The sequence below is a fragment of the Pseudomonas purpurea genome, assembly GCF_039908635.1.
In the GTDB taxonomy this organism is placed as follows: Bacteria; Pseudomonadota; Gammaproteobacteria; order Pseudomonadales; family Pseudomonadaceae; genus Aquipseudomonas; species Aquipseudomonas purpurea.
Window position 1 is genome coordinate 2,125,603 of the sequence record NZ_CP150918.1, and the last position, 16,822, is coordinate 2,142,424.

At 61.4% G+C, this 16,822-nt stretch carries 13 protein-coding genes and 1 pseudogene; 4 read left to right on the plus strand and 10 right to left on the minus strand.

Annotation, left to right across the window (positions count from 1 at the left end; translation table 11 throughout):
* Position 1 precedes the first annotated feature (1 nt).
* From ccoO (AABM54_RS09570) to ccoN (AABM54_RS09595), 6 genes and pseudogenes are all read right to left on the minus strand, one after another.
* On the minus strand, positions 2-610 hold the full coding sequence (ccoO, locus tag AABM54_RS09570) for a cytochrome-c oxidase, cbb3-type subunit II (protein WP_010456412.1): 609 nt from the start codon (positions 608-610) through the stop codon (positions 2-4).
* A complete protein-coding gene (gene ccoN / locus AABM54_RS09575) occupies positions 610-2,052 on the minus strand; it encodes a cytochrome-c oxidase, cbb3-type subunit I (RefSeq protein ID WP_347905096.1) in 1,443 nt (480 codons plus the stop codon). The genes ccoO (AABM54_RS09570) and ccoN (AABM54_RS09575) overlap by 1 nt, the downstream gene beginning before the upstream one ends.
* A 482-nt stretch (positions 2,053-2,534) precedes the next feature.
* Complete coding sequence (ccoP, locus tag AABM54_RS09580; protein ID WP_347905097.1) at positions 2,535-3,488, minus strand: cytochrome-c oxidase, cbb3-type subunit III; 954 nt, start codon at positions 3,486-3,488, stop codon at positions 2,535-2,537.
* On the minus strand, positions 3,485-3,709 hold the full coding sequence (locus AABM54_RS09585) for a CcoQ/FixQ family Cbb3-type cytochrome c oxidase assembly chaperone (RefSeq protein ID WP_347905098.1): 225 nt from the start codon (positions 3,707-3,709) through the stop codon (positions 3,485-3,487). The genes ccoP and AABM54_RS09585 overlap by 4 nt, the downstream gene beginning before the upstream one ends.
* Before the next feature lie 3 nt (positions 3,710-3,712).
* A complete protein-coding gene (gene ccoO / locus AABM54_RS09590; RefSeq protein WP_347905099.1) occupies positions 3,713-4,321 on the minus strand; it encodes a cytochrome-c oxidase, cbb3-type subunit II in 609 nt (202 codons plus the stop codon).
* Between the two features lie 11 nt (positions 4,322-4,332).
* Positions 4,333-5,758, minus strand: a pseudogene (gene ccoN, locus AABM54_RS09595) (cytochrome-c oxidase, cbb3-type subunit I).
* A 100-nt stretch (positions 5,759-5,858) separates the two neighbouring features.
* Here ccoN (AABM54_RS09595) and AABM54_RS09600 point away from each other — a divergent pair.
* Positions 5,859-6,566: an alpha/beta family hydrolase gene (locus tag AABM54_RS09600; RefSeq protein WP_347905100.1), complete on the plus strand. Its 708-nt coding sequence runs from the start codon at positions 5,859-5,861 to the stop codon at positions 6,564-6,566.
* Positions 6,567-6,737: 171 nt separating this feature from the next.
* On the opposite strand, the gene AABM54_RS09605 is transcribed toward AABM54_RS09600, so the two are convergent.
* The 3 genes from AABM54_RS09605 to acnA form a co-directional block, all read right to left on the minus strand.
* On the minus strand, positions 6,738-8,303 hold the full coding sequence (locus AABM54_RS09605) for a PAS domain-containing methyl-accepting chemotaxis protein (protein ID WP_347905101.1): 1,566 nt from the start codon (positions 8,301-8,303) through the stop codon (positions 6,738-6,740).
* A gap of 228 nt (positions 8,304-8,531) precedes the next feature.
* Positions 8,532-9,323: a CPBP family intramembrane glutamic endopeptidase gene (locus AABM54_RS09610; protein ID WP_347905102.1), complete on the minus strand. Its 792-nt coding sequence runs from the start codon at positions 9,321-9,323 to the stop codon at positions 8,532-8,534.
* A gap of 151 nt (positions 9,324-9,474) precedes the next feature.
* Positions 9,475-12,225, minus strand: coding sequence for an aconitate hydratase AcnA (acnA, locus tag AABM54_RS09615; RefSeq protein WP_347905103.1), 2,751 nt, complete (start codon positions 12,223-12,225; stop codon positions 9,475-9,477).
* 222 nt (positions 12,226-12,447) lie between these two features.
* On the opposite strand from acnA, the gene rlmM reads away from it, so the two are divergent.
* Complete coding sequence (rlmM, locus tag AABM54_RS09620) at positions 12,448-13,521, plus strand: 23S rRNA (cytidine(2498)-2'-O)-methyltransferase RlmM (RefSeq protein ID WP_347905104.1); 1,074 nt, start codon at positions 12,448-12,450, stop codon at positions 13,519-13,521.
* A gap of 231 nt (positions 13,522-13,752) precedes the next feature.
* Positions 13,753-14,004: a sulfurtransferase TusA gene (gene tusA, locus AABM54_RS09625; protein WP_347905105.1), complete on the plus strand. Its 252-nt coding sequence runs from the start codon at positions 13,753-13,755 to the stop codon at positions 14,002-14,004.
* A 51-nt stretch (positions 14,005-14,055) separates the two neighbouring features.
* On the opposite strand, the gene AABM54_RS09630 is transcribed toward tusA, so the two are convergent.
* Entirely contained in the window at positions 14,056-15,465 is a 1,410-nt protein-coding gene (locus AABM54_RS09630) for an MATE family efflux transporter (protein WP_347905106.1), read from the minus strand.
* A gap of 167 nt (positions 15,466-15,632) precedes the next feature.
* On the opposite strand from AABM54_RS09630, the gene pdxB reads away from it, so the two are divergent.
* Entirely contained in the window at positions 15,633-16,775 is a 1,143-nt protein-coding gene (gene pdxB, locus AABM54_RS09635; protein WP_347905107.1) for a 4-phosphoerythronate dehydrogenase PdxB, read from the plus strand.
* The last annotated feature ends 47 nt before the right edge of the window (positions 16,776-16,822 follow it).

The following is a 16,822-nucleotide window of genomic DNA, read 5'->3' on the forward strand; positions in this document are numbered from 1 at the left end:
ATCACCGTTTGCTTTTGATGATGGTGCCCAGGCCTTGCAGATAGGCCACCAGCGCGTCCATTTCGGTTTTGCCCTTCACGGCATCCTTGGCACCGGCGATGTCTTCGTCGGTGTAAGGAACGCCGAGCGTGCGCAAGACTTCCATTTTCTTCGCGGTGTCCTTGCCGTCGAGCTTGTTTTCCACGAGGAACGGGTACGCCGGCATTTTCGACTCAGGCACTACGTTGCGCGGGTTGTACAAGTGCGCACGCTGCCAGTCATCGGAGTAACGACCGCCGACACGGGCCAGGTCCGGACCGGTACGCTTGGAACCCCACAGGAACGGGTGGTCCCAGACGCTTTCACCAGCTACCGAGTAGTGGCCGTAACGTTCGGTTTCAGCGCGGAACGGACGGATCATCTGCGAGTGGCAGCCGACACAACCGTTGGCGATGTAAATGTCGCGGCCTTCCAGTTCAAGGGCGGTGCGAGGCTTCATGCCTTCGACCGGCTTGTTGGTGACGTCCTGGAAAAACAGCGGAACGATCTGGGTCAGGCCGCCGACGCTGACGGCGATGACCATGAAGAAGGCCAGCAGGCCAATATTCTTCTCGACTGCTTCATGCTTCATCAGTGAGCTCCAACTACAGCAATCTTGGCGGCGGCTTCGGCTTCAGCCGGGTTCGAGGCGCGAACGGTACGGAACACGTTGTAGGCCATGAACAGCATGCCGCTGGCGAAGAACGCACCGCCCAGGGCGCGAACGATGAAACCAGGGTGGCTGGCTTGCAGCGCTTCAACGAACGAGTAGGTCAGGGTGCCGTCGTCGTTGATTGCACGCCACATCAGGCCCTGGGTGATGCCGTTGACCCACATCGAAGCGATGTAGAGCACGGTGCCGATGGTCGCGAGCCAGAAGTGGGTGTTGATCAGGCCGATGCTGTGCATCTGCGGGCGGCCGAAGATTTTCGGGATCATGTGGTACAGGGCGCCGATCGAAATCATCGCAACCCAGCCCAAGGCACCGGCGTGTACGTGGCCGATGGTCCAGTCGGTGTAGTGCGACAGCGAGTTGACGGTCTTGATGGCCATCATCGGGCCTTCGAAGGTCGACATGCCGTAGAACGCCAGGGACACGACCAGGAAACGCAGGATCGGGTCGGTGCGCAGCTTATGCCAGGCGCCCGACAGGGTCATCATGCCGTTGATCATGCCGCCCCAGCTCGGTGCCAGCAGGATGATCGACATCGCCATGCCCAGCGACTGAGCCCAGTCCGGCAGTGCGGTGTAGTGCAGGTGGTGCGGGCCGGCCCAGATGTACAGGGTGATCAGTGCCCAGAAGTGCACGATCGACAGGCGATACGAGTAGATCGGACGCTCGGCCTGCTTCGGAACGAAGTAGTACATCATCCCCAGGAAGCCGGTGGTCAGGAAGAAACCTACCGCGTTGTGGCCGTACCACCACTGGATCATTGCGTCAGTCGCACCGGCGTAGGCCGAGTAGGACTTGAAGAACGTGACCGGCAGCGAGGCGTGGTTGACGATGTGCAGCATCGCCGTCACGACGATGAAGGCGCCGTAGAACCAGTTGCCCACGTAGATGTGCTTGGTCTTGCGCTTGGTGATGGTGCCGAAGAACACCAGACCGTAGGTGACCCAGACGATAGCCAGCAGGATAGCCAGGGGCCATTCCAGTTCCGCGTATTCCTTGGTGGTGGTGTAACCCAGCGGCAAGGTAATGATCGCGCCGATAATCACCGCTTGCCATCCCCAGAAGGTGAAGGCCGCGAGGCTGTCGGAAATCAGTCGCGTTTGGCAGGTTCGCTGCACGACGTAGTAAGAAGTGGCAAACAATGCACAACCACCGAAGGCGAAAATCACCAGGTTGGTGTGCAGTGGGCGCAGGCGTCCAAAGCTCGTCCATGGCAGGCCGAAATTCAATTCCGGCCAGACCAGTTGCGAGGCGATGAAGACACCGAGCCCCATGCCAAGGATCCCCCAGACCACCGTCATGATGGCGAACTGGCGGACTACCTTATAGTTATAAGCAGTCGGACTGATTGCTGTGCTCATTCTAAGGTTCCACGGTTTGGGTGTTTTATTAGGGATAAAAATCGGCCGCAAGTATGGAGAAAGCGGGGGGTCATTGCAACGCGCCATGACCTGGGTCAATGCTTTCAAAAGCTGATTCTGCGGCCTTTCCATGCGCCGCGTAGGGACAAAATTGCCCTGTGGCAAAATGTCCCGGCGGACGAAAAAGGCGAGGGGGTCGGGTCAGTTGTAACTGGGTGTGTTCAAACGAGGAGGGCAGGTGACGGATGGCAATTTGCGCGACAGCCGGTATCTACCAGCCTTTGCGGCCTGTCACCCTGCACAATCGTCGAACGCTTCGGATACGCGTGGCCTGTGACCGGCTGTTACCAGTCCGCTTCCGGGCAAGCTTAGACCCGAAACTTGAGAGTTGAAAGGCGGACCATCGGAGGGTGCGACACTTGGTCGCGCAGAGGCAGGGAACTGCCGCATCCGAGCGGATGCGGCAGTGAAGCGCTGAGGATTTACTCGTTTTTGGCCTGAGCCTGTGCAGGTTTGGCGGAAGCGCCTTGCGACAGGCTGTACACGTAAGCGGCCAACAGTTGCACTTTGTCGGCGCCGAGCAGTTCACTTTGTGCGGGCATATGGCCTTGGCGACCATGGCGGATAGTCTGTTGCAACTGCGCCAGGCTGGTGCCGTAGATGAACGCTGCCGGTTTGGTCAGGTTGGGAGCGCCCATGATTTCCAGGCCCTGGCCCGCTGGGCCGTGACAGGCCGCGCAGGTGGTGCTGAACGTCTGTTGCCCGGCTTGCAGGTCGGCGTCGTTGTCGGCTGGCAGTGGCAGGCCGGCCAGACTGTGACGAACATAGGCCGCGACGTTTTTCACGCCGGTTTCACCGAGTGCATCACCCCAGGCCGGCATCGCCGCAACGCGCCCGCCCATGATGGTGGCCTTGATGGTGTCGGCACTGCCGCCCCAGCGCCAGCTGCTGTCGGCCAGGTTCGGGAAGCCGAACGCGCCCTTGGCATCCGAGCCGTGGCAGACCGAGCAGTTGGAAGCAAACAGGCGGCCGCCCATTTTCAACGCTTGCGGGTCTTTAGCAACTTCTTCTACGGACATGGCTGAGAATTTGGCGAAGATCGGCCCAAACTTGGCGTCGGCCTTGGCCATTTCCTTTTCCCATTCATGCACGCCGGTCCAGCCGTTTTCATAGCCAGGCAGGATGCCTTTCCAGTTACCCAGGCCCGGATAGAGGATCAGGTAACCGACGGAAAACACCAGCGTGCCGGCGAACAGCATGAACCACCATTGTGGCAATGGGTTGTCGTACTCCTCGATGCCGTCGAAGCTGTGGCCCATGGTCTGGTCGACGCTGCCCTTGGTCTCGCCCTTGCGGGTGCCGACCAGCAGCCAGGTCAGGCCGATCAGGCTGCCAATGGTCAGTACGCAGATCCACGTACTCCAGAAGGTGGTCATGGCCGAATGCTCCTTGTTGCAGGCTCTTGGGATTGCGAGTCATCAGGTTGAGTCCCGGCGGCGCCGGGCAACGGTTCGTCGGCGAACGGCAGCAGCCGTGCCTGGGCGAACTCCGGGTTGCGTTTGGCATTGAAGACCCATATCGACAGGCCGATGAAGGCGATCATCACCACCAGCGTGCCCAGGCCACGGATCATTCCAGTACTGAGTTCAAAACCCATGGCTCACCTCTTGCTCTTGATAACGGTGCCGAGCACTTGCAGGTAGGCGACCAGCGCGTCCATTTCGGTCTTGCCCTTGAGCGAGGCCGTGGCGCCCTCGATGTCGGCATCGGTGTACGGCACGCCGAGGGTGCGCATGGCCCGGATCTTGGTTTCGGTCAGGCTGCTGTCCAGCGGCCGGGTGACCAGCCATGGGTAGGCGGGCATTTTCGATTCCGGCACGACGTTGCGCGGGTTGAACAGGTGAGCACGGTGCCAGTCGTCCGAGTAGCGTGCGCCCACACGGGCCAGGTCCGGACCGGTACGCTTGGAACCCCACAGGTGCGGGTGGTCCCAGACGCTTTCACCGGCAACCGAGTAGTGGCCGTAGCGTTCGGTCTCGGCGCGGAACGGGCGGATCATTTGGGTATGGCAACCCACGCAACCTTCGCGGATGTAGATGTCACGGCCTTCCAGTTGCAAGGCGGTGTAGGGCTTCATGCCCTCGACCGGCTTGTTGGTGACGTCCTGGAAGAACAGCGGAACGATCTGGGTCAGGCCGCCGATGCTGACGGCGAAGACCATCAGCAGCATCAGCAGGCCGACGTTTTTTTCAATTGTTTCGTGTCTCATGGCGGGACTCCTCAGGCCATCTGCGCAGCGGCGGCGACTTCAGCGGGCTTGGCGGACTGCACGGTGCGCCAGACGTTGTAGGCCATCAGCAACATGCCGGTGAGGAAGATCGCACCGCCTATCAGCCGCACGACGAAGCCTGGGTGGCTGGCCACCAGGGTTTCGACGAAGGAGTAGGTCAGGGTGCCGTCTTCGTTGACTGCGCGCCACATCAGGCCTTGGGCGATACCGTTGACCCACATCGAGGCGATGTAGAGCACGGTGCCGATGGTCGCGAGCCAGAAGTGCGCGTTGATCAGGCCGATGCTGTGCATCTGCGGGCGACCGAAGATTTTCGGGATCATGTGATACAGCGCACCGATCGAAATCATCGCGACCCAACCCAAAGCGCCGGCGTGTACGTGGCCGATGGTCCAGTCGGTGTAGTGGGAGAGGGCGTTGACGGTCTTGATGGCCATCATCGGGCCTTCGAAGGTCGACATGCCGTAGAACGCCAGGGAGACGACCAGGAAGCGCAGGATCGGGTCGCTGCGCAACTTATGCCAGGCCCCCGAGAGCGTCATCATGCCGTTGATCATGCCGCCCCAGCTTGGTGCCAGCAGTACCAGCGACATCACCATGCCCAGCGACTGGGCCCCAGTCGGGCAGCGCGGTGTAGTGCAAGTGGTGCGGGCCGGCCCAGATGTACAGGGTGATCAGTGCCCAGAAGTGCACGATCGACAGGCGATACGAATACACCGGACGTTCGGCCTGTTTCGGCACGAAGTAGTACATCATCCCCAGGAAGCCGGCAGTGAGGAAGAAACCTACCGCGTTATGGCCGTACCACCACTGAACCATGGCGTCGGTCGCACCGGCGTACACCGAGTAGGACTTGGTCAGGCTGACCGGCAGTTCCAGGTTGTTGACGATGTGCAGAATCGCCACGGTGATGATGAACGCGCCGAAGAACCAGTTGCCCACGTAGATGTGCTTGGTCTTGCGCTTCATCAGCGTGCCGAAGAACACGATGGCGTAGGCGACCCAGACGATGGTGATCAGAATGTCGATCGGCCATTCCAGTTCGGCGTATTCCTTGGTGCTGGTGTAGCCCAGTGGCAGGCTGATGGCCGCCAGCAGGATCACCAGTTGCCAGCCCCAGAAGGTGAACGCGGCGATTTTCGGCGCGAACAGCTGGGCCTGACAGGTGCGTTGCACGGAGTAGAAGGAGCAGGCGAACAGTGCGCAACCACCGAACGCGAAGATCACCGCGTTGGTGTGCAGCGGGCGCAGGCGACCGAAGCTGGTCCACGGCAGGTTGAAGTTGAGTTCGGGCCAGACCAATTGAGCAGCGAGAAAAACCCCGAGCCCCATGCCGACGATGCCCCACACCACCGTCATAATGGCGAATTGGCGGACCACCTTGTAGTTATAGGCGGTACTTACAGAAGTGTTCATGGTTCCCCATCCACGGTTCAGGCGAAATCAATGCGCGCTTGCGCGAGGCAAGACGCTTCCTTCGCCTGGAGTTATAGGCAGACTAAAAAGCGAGGCAAGCATGGACAAAGAGCACAATGCCAGTATTGACGGGGATCAATGGGCGCAGTGCGTGCAGGATCACGGATGGCTGTGGGATGAAGCTTCGTCGGCGGTTTCGGCCACGCCTGTGACCTTGATTCTTGCCCATGGCGCGGGCGCGCCGATGGACAGCGGCTTCATGAGCGACATCGCCGCACGCCTTGCCGTACAAGGCGTCAACGTGCTGCGTTTCGAGTTCCCGTACATGGCGCAACGACGTCTGGACGGTGGCAAGCGTCCGCCCAACCCGGCCCCGAAACTGCTCGAATGCTGGCGCGAGGTGTACGCCCAGGTGCGACGCCATGTCACTGGGCGTCTGGCCATCGGCGGCAAGTCCATGGGTGGGCGCATGGCCAGTTTGCTGGCGGATGAGCTGGGTGCCGACAGGTTGGTGTGTCTGGGCTATCCGTTCTATGCGGTGGGCAAGCCGGAGAAACCTCGGGTCGAGCACTTGGCCGGGTTGAAGACGCCGACGTTGATCGTTCAGGGTGAGCGGGATGCGTTGGGCAATCGGGAGGCGGTCGAGGGGTACAGTCTATCCCCGAGCATTGAAGTGATCTGGCTGGTGGCGGGGGATCATGATTTGAAGCCATTGAAGGCGTCCGGTTTTAACCATGATCAACATTTGGCGGTTGCGGCGCAGAAAGTGGCTGCATTTCTTCAGGGCCAGCCCTCTCCCAGAGGGTGAGGGGGCTGATCGCGTTGTTTGTAGGAGAAACTGCAACCTGCGATTTCGAGTTGAACTCAGGCGTTGAAAGCGCCAGAGATCGGCTCCCTTTCCCCTCTCCCTATTTGGGAGAGGGCTGGGGTGATGGGTAGATCTTGAAGTTGCAGTCCAGGTATCAACCCCTGGCACCAGTCAGCGGTTAAAGCGTTCCACCAACGAGTACTGCGTGTGGGCCGTGCGGGTCAGTTCTTCACTCAGTTTTGCCGAGTGCTGGGCCTGTTCCGAGGTCTGGTCGGCGAGGGCGGCGATGGTGCTGATGTTGCGGCTGATTTCCTCGGCCACCGAGCTTTGCTCCTCGGTCGCGGCGGCGATCTGGGTGGTCATGTCGGTGATGTTGGCCACCGCTTCGCTGATGCCCACCAATGCCTGGTCGGCTTCAAGCACGCGCGCTACGCCTTCTTCGGCCTGACGATGGCCGGCTTCCATGGTTTGCACCGCAGAGCTGGCGGTTTGCTGGAGCTTGGCGATCAGGGTGTGGATCTGCCCGGTGGATTCGCTGGTGCGTTGCGCCAATTGCCGGACTTCGTCGGCAACCACCGCAAAACCCCGGCCCATTTCACCGGCGCGGGCCGCTTCGATGGCGGCGTTGAGGGCCAGCAGGTTGGTCTGGTCGGCGATGCCTTTGATCACATCGACCACGCCGCCGATTTCGTCGCTGTCCTTGGCCAGTTGGGTCACGGTCAGGCCGGTTTCACCGACCACTTCCGACAGGCGCTGAATGGCTTCGCGGGTTTCACCGGCAATGTCGCGGCCGCGACCAGTCAGGCGATTGGCTTCCTGAGTGGCGTCGGCGGTGCGCTGCACGTGGCTGGCGACTTCCTGAGTGGTGGCGGCCATCTGGTTGACGGCGGTGGCCACTTGCTCGGTCTCGACGCGCTGACGCTCCAGGCCGTTGGAGCTGTTGTGCGCCAGGGTATCGGACTGTTTCGCTTGCTCGGTCAGGTGTTCGGCGGTGTCCTGCAGACGGGTCAGGCAGGTTTTGAGGCGTGCTTCCTGGCTGAGAATGGACATTTCCAGACGCGCCTGAGCGCCACGGCTGTCGGTGTACATCTGGGCGATCAGCGGGTCGGAAGTGGTCTGCTCGGCCAGGCGCAGCAGGCGTTTGAGGCCGCGTTGTTGCCAGCTCAGGCCCATCAGGCCCAGCGGCACGGAAAGGCCGGCGGCCAGGGCGAACCCCCAATGGGAATTCAGGGAGGCGCCGATCATGAAGCTCAGTTGGCTGACCAGAATGAACGGCAGCCAGTCTTGAAGCACGGGCAGCCATTTATCGGTTTTTGGAATGGCGGACTTGCCCTGGTTGATGCGTTGGTAGAGTGCTTCGGCGCGGCGGATCTGCTCGGCGGTGGGCTTGACCCGCACCGACTCGTAACCGATCACCTGGTTGCCGTCGAACACCGGTGTCACGTAGGCGTTAACCCAGTAGTGGTCACCGGTCTTGCAGCGATTCTTGACAATGCCCATCCATGGCAAGCCTTGTTTCAATGTGCCCCACATGTGCGCGAAGACCGCAGCCGGGACGTCGGGGTGACGAACCAGGTTGTGCGGCGCACGGATCAGGTCCTCACGAGAAAACCCGCTGATTTCGACGAAAGCGTCGTTGCAGTAAGTGATCACGCCTTTTGCGTCGGTTGTCGAGATCAACCGTTGCTGAGCCGGGAAGGTCCGTTCGCGTTGTGTTATGGGCTGGTTATTACGCATGGCTTTTTCAATCCGCAAGGCTTTGAAAGGTTGTCGGCGGCGACATGAATATATTGAAATAATTTTTCAATATTTGAGCGCGGTGTCTCACTGGCGCGCTTGGCGTCGGGCGGTGATTAACGTAGGCGGTGAAGGGCAAATCAGACTGGGGAGGGGCACGTTGTTCATCCTGAACGGTGGCGGAGCTGATCTCGGCCGTGAGGCCTTCAGCGCCGGTAGAGTGAAAAATTATCGGGCCAGCATCGGGTAGGTAAACAGACCGAAGTGCAGCAGGTTCAAGCCAAAGTGGGTGGCGATGGCTGCGCTTAGGCCGCCAAAGCGGTACGCCAGACCATAGCCGACCCCGGCAATGCTTGCCAAGAGCACCCATTGCCAGCCAGCGCCCGCGTGAACGAGGCCGAACAGCAGGGCGGCGCACAGCAGGGCCAGGTGTTCGCCATGGCGCAGGTGTTTCCAGTGGCGGCTCAAGCCACCCTGGATGTAACCGCGAAACAGCGTTTCCTCGACCAGCGTCACCAACAACACATTGTTCAGCACCCAGAGCCAGGCCTGGTCGGGCCATTTGGGGGCCCAGCCGATCATGCCCAGCAGCATCGCACCGCCCAGGACGGCAATGACGCTCAGGGTCAGCGCCATCGCGGTGGCAGACAATGACAGGCGCAGGGAGCGACGGCCGACAATCCATGGGCAGGCCAGCAACAGCCAAAAGCCAATCAGCGGTTTGTCCTGATTCAGGTACATGGAAAACGGCACGGCATCGTCGGTGAAACGTTGCGGGGCGATGGCGCGACCATTGTAGAAACCGGGCAGCCAGTGCATGGCCAGCGCGAGCGCCAGGACCACGAACAGCGCGTGGCCGAAATAGCGGGCATAAGGGTGTTGCTGCTGGCGTACGGCAATGCCGGCACCCACCAGCAGTGCGACGGGAATTGCCGCCAGCCAACCCAGTTGGCCATAGATGAGCGCCCAGCCGTAGCCGATGCAGAGGAGTGCCAGATAGGTCCATGGCAGTGCGGGCATTCGAGAATCCTTGTGGTGCGGGGTTTTGCGTAAAAGCAGGGAAGCATCGCCGTCGAGGCGAATCGCGGGGCATGATTATAACGGCATGTGTCTTGTAGGACAGCCCAACAAGAAAACACCGCCCGAAGGCGGTGTTTTTTTCCGTGTAAAGTCAGGACGCAATCAACTGTCGCAGCACGTAATGCAGAATCCCTCCGGCCTTGAAGTATTCGACTTCGTTGAGCGTATCGATGCGGCACAGCACCTCGATTTTCTCGCGGCTGCCGTCCTCCCGGGTGATCACCAGTGGCAGGTTCATGCGCGGCGTCAACTCGACCCCGGTCAGGCCCTGAATGCTCAGGGTTTCCTTGCCGGTCAGGTTCAGGCTCTTGCGGTTCTGGTCGAGTTTGAACTGCAACGGCAGCACGCCCATGCCCACCAGGTTGGAGCGGTGAATCCGTTCGAAGCTCTCGGCGATCACCGCTTTGACCCCCAGCAGGTTGGTGCCCTTGGCGGCCCAGTCGCGGCTGGAGCCGGTGCCATATTCCTGGCCGGCGATCACCACCAGCGGCGTGCCCGATGCCTGGTAACGCATGGCGGCGTCGTAGATCGGCAGTTTCTCGTCGGTCGGAATATAGATCGTGTTGCCACCTTCTTCGCCACCGAGCATTTCGTTGCGAATACGGATGTTGGCGAAGGTACCGCGCATCATCACTTCGTGGTTGCCACGGCGTGAGCCGTAGGAGTTGAAGTCGCGCGGTTCCACACCCTGCTCGCGCAGGTAACGTCCGGCGGGGCTGTCAGCCTTGATGTTGCCGGCGGGGGAAATGTGGTCGGTGGTCACCGAGTCACCCAGCAGGGCCAGTACCCGGGCACCGCTCACATCCTTGATCACCGGCAGCGGGCCGGCGATGTCGTCGAAAAACGGCGGATGCTGGATGTAGGTCGAGTCCTTCTGCCACACGTATGTCGCCGCTTGCGGCACTTCAATCGCTTGCCACTGTGCGTCACCGGCAAACACCTCGGCGTATTCCTTGTGGAACATGGCGGTGTCGACTTGCGCCACGGCGTCGGCGATCTCCTTGCTGCTGGGCCAGATATCGCGCAAATAGACAGGGTTGCCGTCGCTGCCGATACCGAGGGGCTCGCTGCTGATGTCCAGCCGCACGCTGCCGGCCAAGGCATAAGCGACAACCAGCGGCGGGGACGCGAGCCAGTTGGTTTTCACCAGGGGATGCACGCGGCCTTCGAAGTTGCGGTTGCCGGACAGCACCGAGGCGACGGTCAGGTCGCAGCTTTGAATGGCTTTCTCGATGGGCTCCAGCAACGGCCCGGAGTTACCGATGCAGGTGGTGCAGCCGTAGCCGACCAAGGAAAACCCCAGTTGATCCAGATACTGGGTCAGGCCGGCGGCCTTGTAGTAGTCGGTGACCACTTTGGAGCCAGGCGCCAGAGAACTCTTCACCCAGGGTTTGCGTTTGAGGCCTTTCTCCACGGCTTTTTTCGCCACCAGCCCGGCAGCCATCATCACGCTCGGGTTGGAGGTGTTGGTGCAAGAGGTAATGGCGGCAATCACCACGGCACCGTTTTTCAGGCGATAGGTCTGGCCTTCATACTCGTAGTCCGTTTCGCCGATGAGATCGGCATTGCCGACGGCAACCCCGCCGCCACCTTCGCTTTCAAGGCGGCCTTCTTCCTTGCTGGTGGGGCGGGTGGGCTTGACCTGCAGGCCGAGGAAGTCAGTGAACGCCTGAGCGACATTCGGCAGTGACACCCGGTCTTGTGGGCGCTTCGGTCCGGCAAGGCTGGCTTCGACGCTGCCCATGTCCAGCGCCAGGCTGTCGGTGAACACCGGTTCCTTGCCCGGCAGGCGCCACAGGCCCTGGGCCTTGCTGTAGGCCTCGACCAGTTTCACGGTTGCGGTTGGGCGACCGGACAGGCGCAGGTACTCCAGCGTGACGTCGTCCACCGGGAAAAATCCGCAGGTGGCGCCATATTCCGGGGCCATGTTGGCGATGGTCGCGCGGTCCGCCAGCGGCAACTCGGCGAGGCCGTCACCGTAGAACTCGACGAATTTGCCGACCACGCCTTTCTTGCGCAGCATCTGGGTGACGGTCAGCACCAGGTCGGTGGCGGTGATGCCTTCCTTGAGTTTGCCGGTGAGCTTGAAGCCGATCACTTCAGGGATCAGCATCGACACCGGTTGGCCGAGCATCGCCGCTTCTGCCTCGATGCCGCCCACGCCCCAGCCGAGTACGCCGAGGCCGTTGATCATGGTGGTGTGGGAGTCGGTGCCCACCAGTGTGTCCGGGAAGGCATAGGTGCGGCCATCTTCGTCCTTGGTCCAGACCGTGCGGCCCAGGTATTCCAGGTTGACCTGATGGCAGATGCCGGTGCCCGGTGGCACGACGCTGAAGTTGTCGAAGGCGCTCTGGCCCCAGCGCAGAAAGGCGTAACGCTCGCCGTTGCGCTGCATTTCGATGTCGACGTTCTGCGTGAAAGCGGTGCTGCTGGCGAACTTGTCGACCATCACCGAGTGGTCGATCACCAGGTCCACCGGGGACAACGGATTGATGCGCTGCGGATCGCCACCGGCCTTGGCCATGGCGGCGCGCATGGCCGCGAGGTCGACCACGGCGGGCACGCCGGTGAAATCCTGCATCAGCACCCGCGCCGGGCGGTATTGAATCTCGCGGTCGGAACGGCGCTCCTTGAGCCAGGCGGCGAGGGCCTTGAGGTCGGCGCCGGTGACGGTTTTCTCGTCTTCCCAGCGCAGCAGGTTTTCCAGCAGGACTTTGAGCGACATCGGCAGCGTGTCCAGATCGCCCAGGTGCCTGGCGGCTTCCGGCAGGCTGAAGTAGTGGTAGGTCTTGTCGTCGATTTGTAAGGTTTTAAGGGTTTTCAGGCTATCGAGGGACGGCATTGAAATGACTCCTTTAAGTCCGCACGGCTACGGACTGACGGGGCGGGCAGAGCTTTAAACCTAGCCCTGTTTTAAGTAGCTGGCTAATAACTGGACTCTATAGACAAGTTCAAGGGTGCGAACTCGGCTATCATGCGCCGGTTTTCGTGACAGGCTTTGCTTCAACGCAAGCCTGGGCATCGCGCAGTGGCTGAATGTCTCGCCATCTGCCCAGGAGTAAGAATGAACATCCTATTTATGCATTGCCGGCCCGGCTTCGAAGGCGAAGTCTGCTCGGAAATTTCCGAGCACGCCGCGCGGTTGAATGTGGCCGGTTATGCCAAGGCCAAGACCAGCAGCGCCTGCGCTGAGTTTGTCTGCACCGAAGAAAACGGCGCCGAACGCCTGATGCGCGGCCAGCGGTTTGCCGAACTGATCTTCCCGCGGCAATGGGCGCGGGGCATGTTCATCGACCTGCCGGAAACCGATCGCATCAGTGTGATCCTGGCCCACATTGCAGACTTCCCGACATGCGGCAGCCTGTGGCTGGAAATGGTTGATACCAACGACGGCAAAGAGCTGTCGAACTTCTGCAAGAAATTCGAAGTCCACCTGCGCAAGGCGCTGATGGCGGCCGGCAAACTGGTGGAAGACGCCAACAAGCCGCGTTTGCTGCTGACCTTCAAAAGCGGTCGCGAAGTGTTCATGGGCCTGGCCGAGGCCAACAACTCGGCGATGTGGCCGATGGGCATTCCGCGTCTGAAGTTCCCCCGCGAAGCGCCTAGCCGTTCGACCCTCAAGCTGGAAGAGGCGTGGCACCATTTCATCCCTCGCGACCAGTGGGACGAGCGCCTGCACAGCGACATGACCGGCGTCGACCTGGGCGCGGCCCCCGGTGGCTGGACCTGGCAACTGGTCAACCGAGGCATGCTGGTGACCGCCATCGACAACGGCCCGATGGCCGAGAGCCTGATGGACACCGGCCTGGTGCAGCACTTGATGGCTGACGGTTTTACCTTCAAGCCCAGGCAGCCGGTGGACTGGATGGTCTGCGACATCGTCGAGAAGCCGGCGCGTAACGCCGCGATGCTGGAAGAGTGGATCGGCGAAGGTCATTGCCGCGAGGCGGTGGTCAACCTGAAGTTGCCGATGAAGCAGCGCTACGCTGAAGTGAAGCGCCTGCTGGAGCGCATTGCCGACGGTTTCAAGGAGCGCGGCATCAAGGTCGACATCGGCTGCAAGCAGCTGTACCACGACCGCGAAGAAGTGACCTGCCACTTGCGCCGGCATGATGTAAGTAAGCCTAAAAAGCGCTGAACCATGGTGTAGGCGTTGGTCTCTGTGGCGAGGGAGCTTGCTCCCGCTGGGCTGCGAAGCAGCCCTGATACCAGCAACTCAGTATCAACAGGCACGCAAACTGCGTGCACAGGTTTTGCGACGGCTTCGCCGCCGAGCGGGAGCAAGCTCCCTCGCCACAGTTGCGGGCTGTACGATCTGTTAAGAGCCCCGGCATTGCGCGACAATGCCGGCCAGTTTCAGGAGTGAATCATGAGTGAACTGATCGACACGCCGGTTGACGGCACCCTCGACGCCACCGGGCTCAATTGCCCGGAGCCGGTGATGATGCTGCACCAGCACATCCGCGACCTGCCGCCCGGCGGTCTGCTCAAGGTGATCGCCACGGACCCTTCGACCCGTCGCGACATCCCCAAGTTTTGCGTGTTCCTGGACCATGAGCTGGTCGAGCAGCGTGAAGAGTCCGGCACCTACCTGTACTGGATTCGCAAGAAGTCCGATTAATGGACCTCAAAAAGAAGGCCTGCATAGGCAGGCCTTCTTTTTTACGGTCGATTAACGCGTCCGCTGACTGAGGCGAATCCGCTTGCGCGCACTGCGTGTCAGTCGAATCGACAGCATCAGCGCCGCGCAGCTCAAGCCCGCGATCAAACCTTCCCACAGCCCGCTCGGGCCGCTGGCCGGGCCGAACCAGTCGGTCAGCCCCAGCACGTAACCCACCGGCAAACCAATCCCCCAGTAGGCGAACAGCGTCAGGATCATCGTCACCCGCGTGTCCTGGTAGCCGCGCAGGGCGCCTGCACAGATCACCTGGATAGCATCGGAGAACTGGTACAGCGCGGCATACACAATCAGCATCGAAGCGATCTGGATCACGGTCTTGTCGGCGGTGTAGATCGAGGCGATCGGCTCGCGTAGAAGCAGAATCAGGCTTGCCGAGAACGCGGCAAACACCAGCGCCGCGCCCAGCCCGACCTTCGCCGCAAAGCGCGCCTGATAAGGGTCGCCGGCCCCCAGCGCCTGACCGACCCGTACGGTAACCGCCATCCCCAGGGAATACGGAATCATGAACAGCAGCGAGCTGATGTTCAGGGCGATCTGGTGCCCGGCCACGACGGTCGACCCGAGGCTGCCGATCAGCAGGGCGATGACGGCGAAGATGCTGGACTCGGCGAACACCGCGATGCCGATTGGCAGGCCGATGCCGATCAGGCGTTTGATCACGGCCCACTGCGGGCGATCGAAACGCACCAGCACCCGGGTGCGGGCATAGAAGGGCGCCCAACGGGTCCAACCGGCCATGCTCAGCGCCATGAACCACATGACGATACCGCTGGCCCAGCCGCAACCGACGCCGCCGAGGGCCGGCAGGCCGAAATGGCCATAGATCAGCGCATAGTTCAGCGGGATGTTGAGCAGCAGGCCGCACAGGCCAATGACCATGCTCGGACGTGTGCGGCCCATGCCATCGCTGTAGCAACGAAACACGTAGTAGAAGGCAATGCCCGGGAAGCCGAAGGCGATACCTTGCAGGTAACCCATGCTGGGTTCGATCAATTGTGGATCGACTTTCATCCAGTGCAGGATGGGCTCGGCGCTGAGCAGCAGGCCGCTGGCGATCAATCCGACACAGAGCGCCAGCCACAATGCCTGGCGCACCAGCGGCCCGATCTCTGTGTGTTTGTCACCGCCAAAGCGTTGGGCGATTTTGGGGGTGGTCCCCAGCAGAATGCCGGACATCAGCAGGTAGATCGGGATCCAGATCGAGTTGCCCAGCGCCACGGCGGCCAGGTCCCGCGGGCTGACCCGGCCGGCCATCACCGCATCGACGAAGCCCATGGCCGTGGTGGCCAGTTGCGCAATCATGATGGGAAAGGCCAGGTTGAGCAGGCCCTTGAGCTCCAGGCGAACCTTGTCCGGGCGGGTGGGGGAGAGGTCGGCGGGGCATTGAGTTACGGAATTCACAAGCAAAGTGTCCAGGGAAAGGTGATGCGCGGGGCGGCGCATTCTACGCGTTGACACAGTGGTCAGGAAAATTCCCGTGTTGGGGATTTGTAAGCGACGCAATGACGCACCGCTGGCCCATTACGCTGCACAACGCCTACACTGCGGCTCCGCGAAAGGAGCCTGCCATGCTGATTGTTGCCGACGAAAATATTCCGTTGCTCGATGCCTTCTTCGAAGGTTTCGGCGAAATCCGCCGTGTGCCGGGGCGTTCCATTGACCGCGCGACGGTCGAGCAGGCCGACGTGTTGCTGGTGCGTTCGGTGACGAACGTCGACCGCACGTTGCTTGAAGGCAGCAAGGTGCGTTTTGTCGGCACCTGCACCATTGGCACGGATCACCTGGACCTGGATTACTTCCAGGAGGCCGGCATCACCTGGTCCAGCGCGCCGGGTTGCAATGCACGAGGCGTGGTCGACTACGTTCTGGGCAGCCTGCTGACACTGGCGGAAATCGAAGGCGTCGAATTGCTTCAGCGCACCTACGGCGTAGTCGGTGCCGGTGAAGTCGGTGGGCGGCTGGTCAAGGTCTTGCGTGGCCTGGGCTGGAATGTGCTGGTCTGCGATCCGCCACGTCAGCGTGCGGAAAACGACGGCTACGTCAGCCTGCAACAGATCATCGAGCAATGCGATGTCATCAGCCTGCACACGCCGCTGAGCAAAACCGGTGACTCGCCGACCTGGCACCTGTTCGACAAGCCGCGTTTGAACCAGCTCAAGCCGGGCGCGTGGCTGATCAACGCCAGCCGCGGGCCGGTAGTGGACAATACTGCCCTGCGCGAAGTATTGCTGGAGCGCGAAGACCTGCAAGCGGTGCTGGATGTCTGGGAAGGCGAGCCGAGTGTCGATATCGGCCTGGCCGAACTCTGCGTGATCGCCACGCCGCACATCGCCGGGTACAGCCTCGATGGCAAACAGCGCGGTACGGCGCAGATCTATCAGGCGTTTTGCCAGTTCCTCGGTCAGGCCCCTCGCGTCAGCCTGGATTCGTTGTTGCCGGCACCCTGGCTGGCCCAGGTTCACTTGAACGCCAGCAGCGATCCGGCCTGGGCACTGGCGATGATTTGCCGTGCGGTGTACGACCCGCGCCGCGACGATGCGGACTTCCGCCGTAGCCTGGTGGTGAGCGGCGCCGAGCAGCGCAAGGCCTTCGACCTGCTGCGCAAGCATTACCCGGAGCGCCGCGAGATCGACGGGTTGAAGGTGCGGATTGACGGGGATTCACCTGAGTTGCAGCAGATCGTGGCGGCCTTGGGTGCTTCGACTGTCTGAAAATCGAGTTGGCCCAATCGCGAGCACTTGCGGACAAGCGCCCATAA

Excerpts from the sequence above, each read along its gene's own strand:
- ccoO (WP_010456412.1), bottom strand. The coding sequence starts at position 610 with ATGAAGCATGAAGCAGTCGAGAAGAATATTGGCCTGCTGGCCTTCTTC.
- ccoN (WP_347905096.1), bottom strand. The coding sequence starts at position 2,052 with ATGAGCACAGCAATCAGTCCGACTGCTTATAACTATAAGGTAGTCCGC.
- ccoP (WP_347905097.1), bottom strand. The coding sequence starts at position 3,488 with ATGACCACCTTCTGGAGTACGTGGATCTGCGTACTGACCATTGGCAGC.
- AABM54_RS09585 (WP_347905098.1), bottom strand. The coding sequence starts at position 3,709 with ATGGGTTTTGAACTCAGTACTGGAATGATCCGTGGCCTGGGCACGCTG.
- ccoO (WP_347905099.1), bottom strand. The coding sequence starts at position 4,321 with ATGAGACACGAAACAATTGAAAAAAACGTCGGCCTGCTGATGCTGCTG.
- AABM54_RS09600 (WP_347905100.1), top strand. The coding sequence starts at position 5,859 with ATGGACAAAGAGCACAATGCCAGTATTGACGGGGATCAATGGGCGCAG.
- AABM54_RS09605 (WP_347905101.1), bottom strand. The coding sequence starts at position 8,303 with ATGCGTAATAACCAGCCCATAACACAACGCGAACGGACCTTCCCGGCT.
- AABM54_RS09610 (WP_347905102.1), bottom strand. The coding sequence starts at position 9,323 with ATGCCCGCACTGCCATGGACCTATCTGGCACTCCTCTGCATCGGCTAC.
- acnA (WP_347905103.1), bottom strand. The coding sequence starts at position 12,225 with ATGCCGTCCCTCGATAGCCTGAAAACCCTTAAAACCTTACAAATCGAC.
- rlmM (WP_347905104.1), top strand. The coding sequence starts at position 12,448 with ATGAACATCCTATTTATGCATTGCCGGCCCGGCTTCGAAGGCGAAGTC.
- tusA (WP_347905105.1), top strand. The coding sequence starts at position 13,753 with ATGAGTGAACTGATCGACACGCCGGTTGACGGCACCCTCGACGCCACC.
- pdxB (WP_347905107.1), top strand. The coding sequence starts at position 15,633 with ATGCTGATTGTTGCCGACGAAAATATTCCGTTGCTCGATGCCTTCTTC.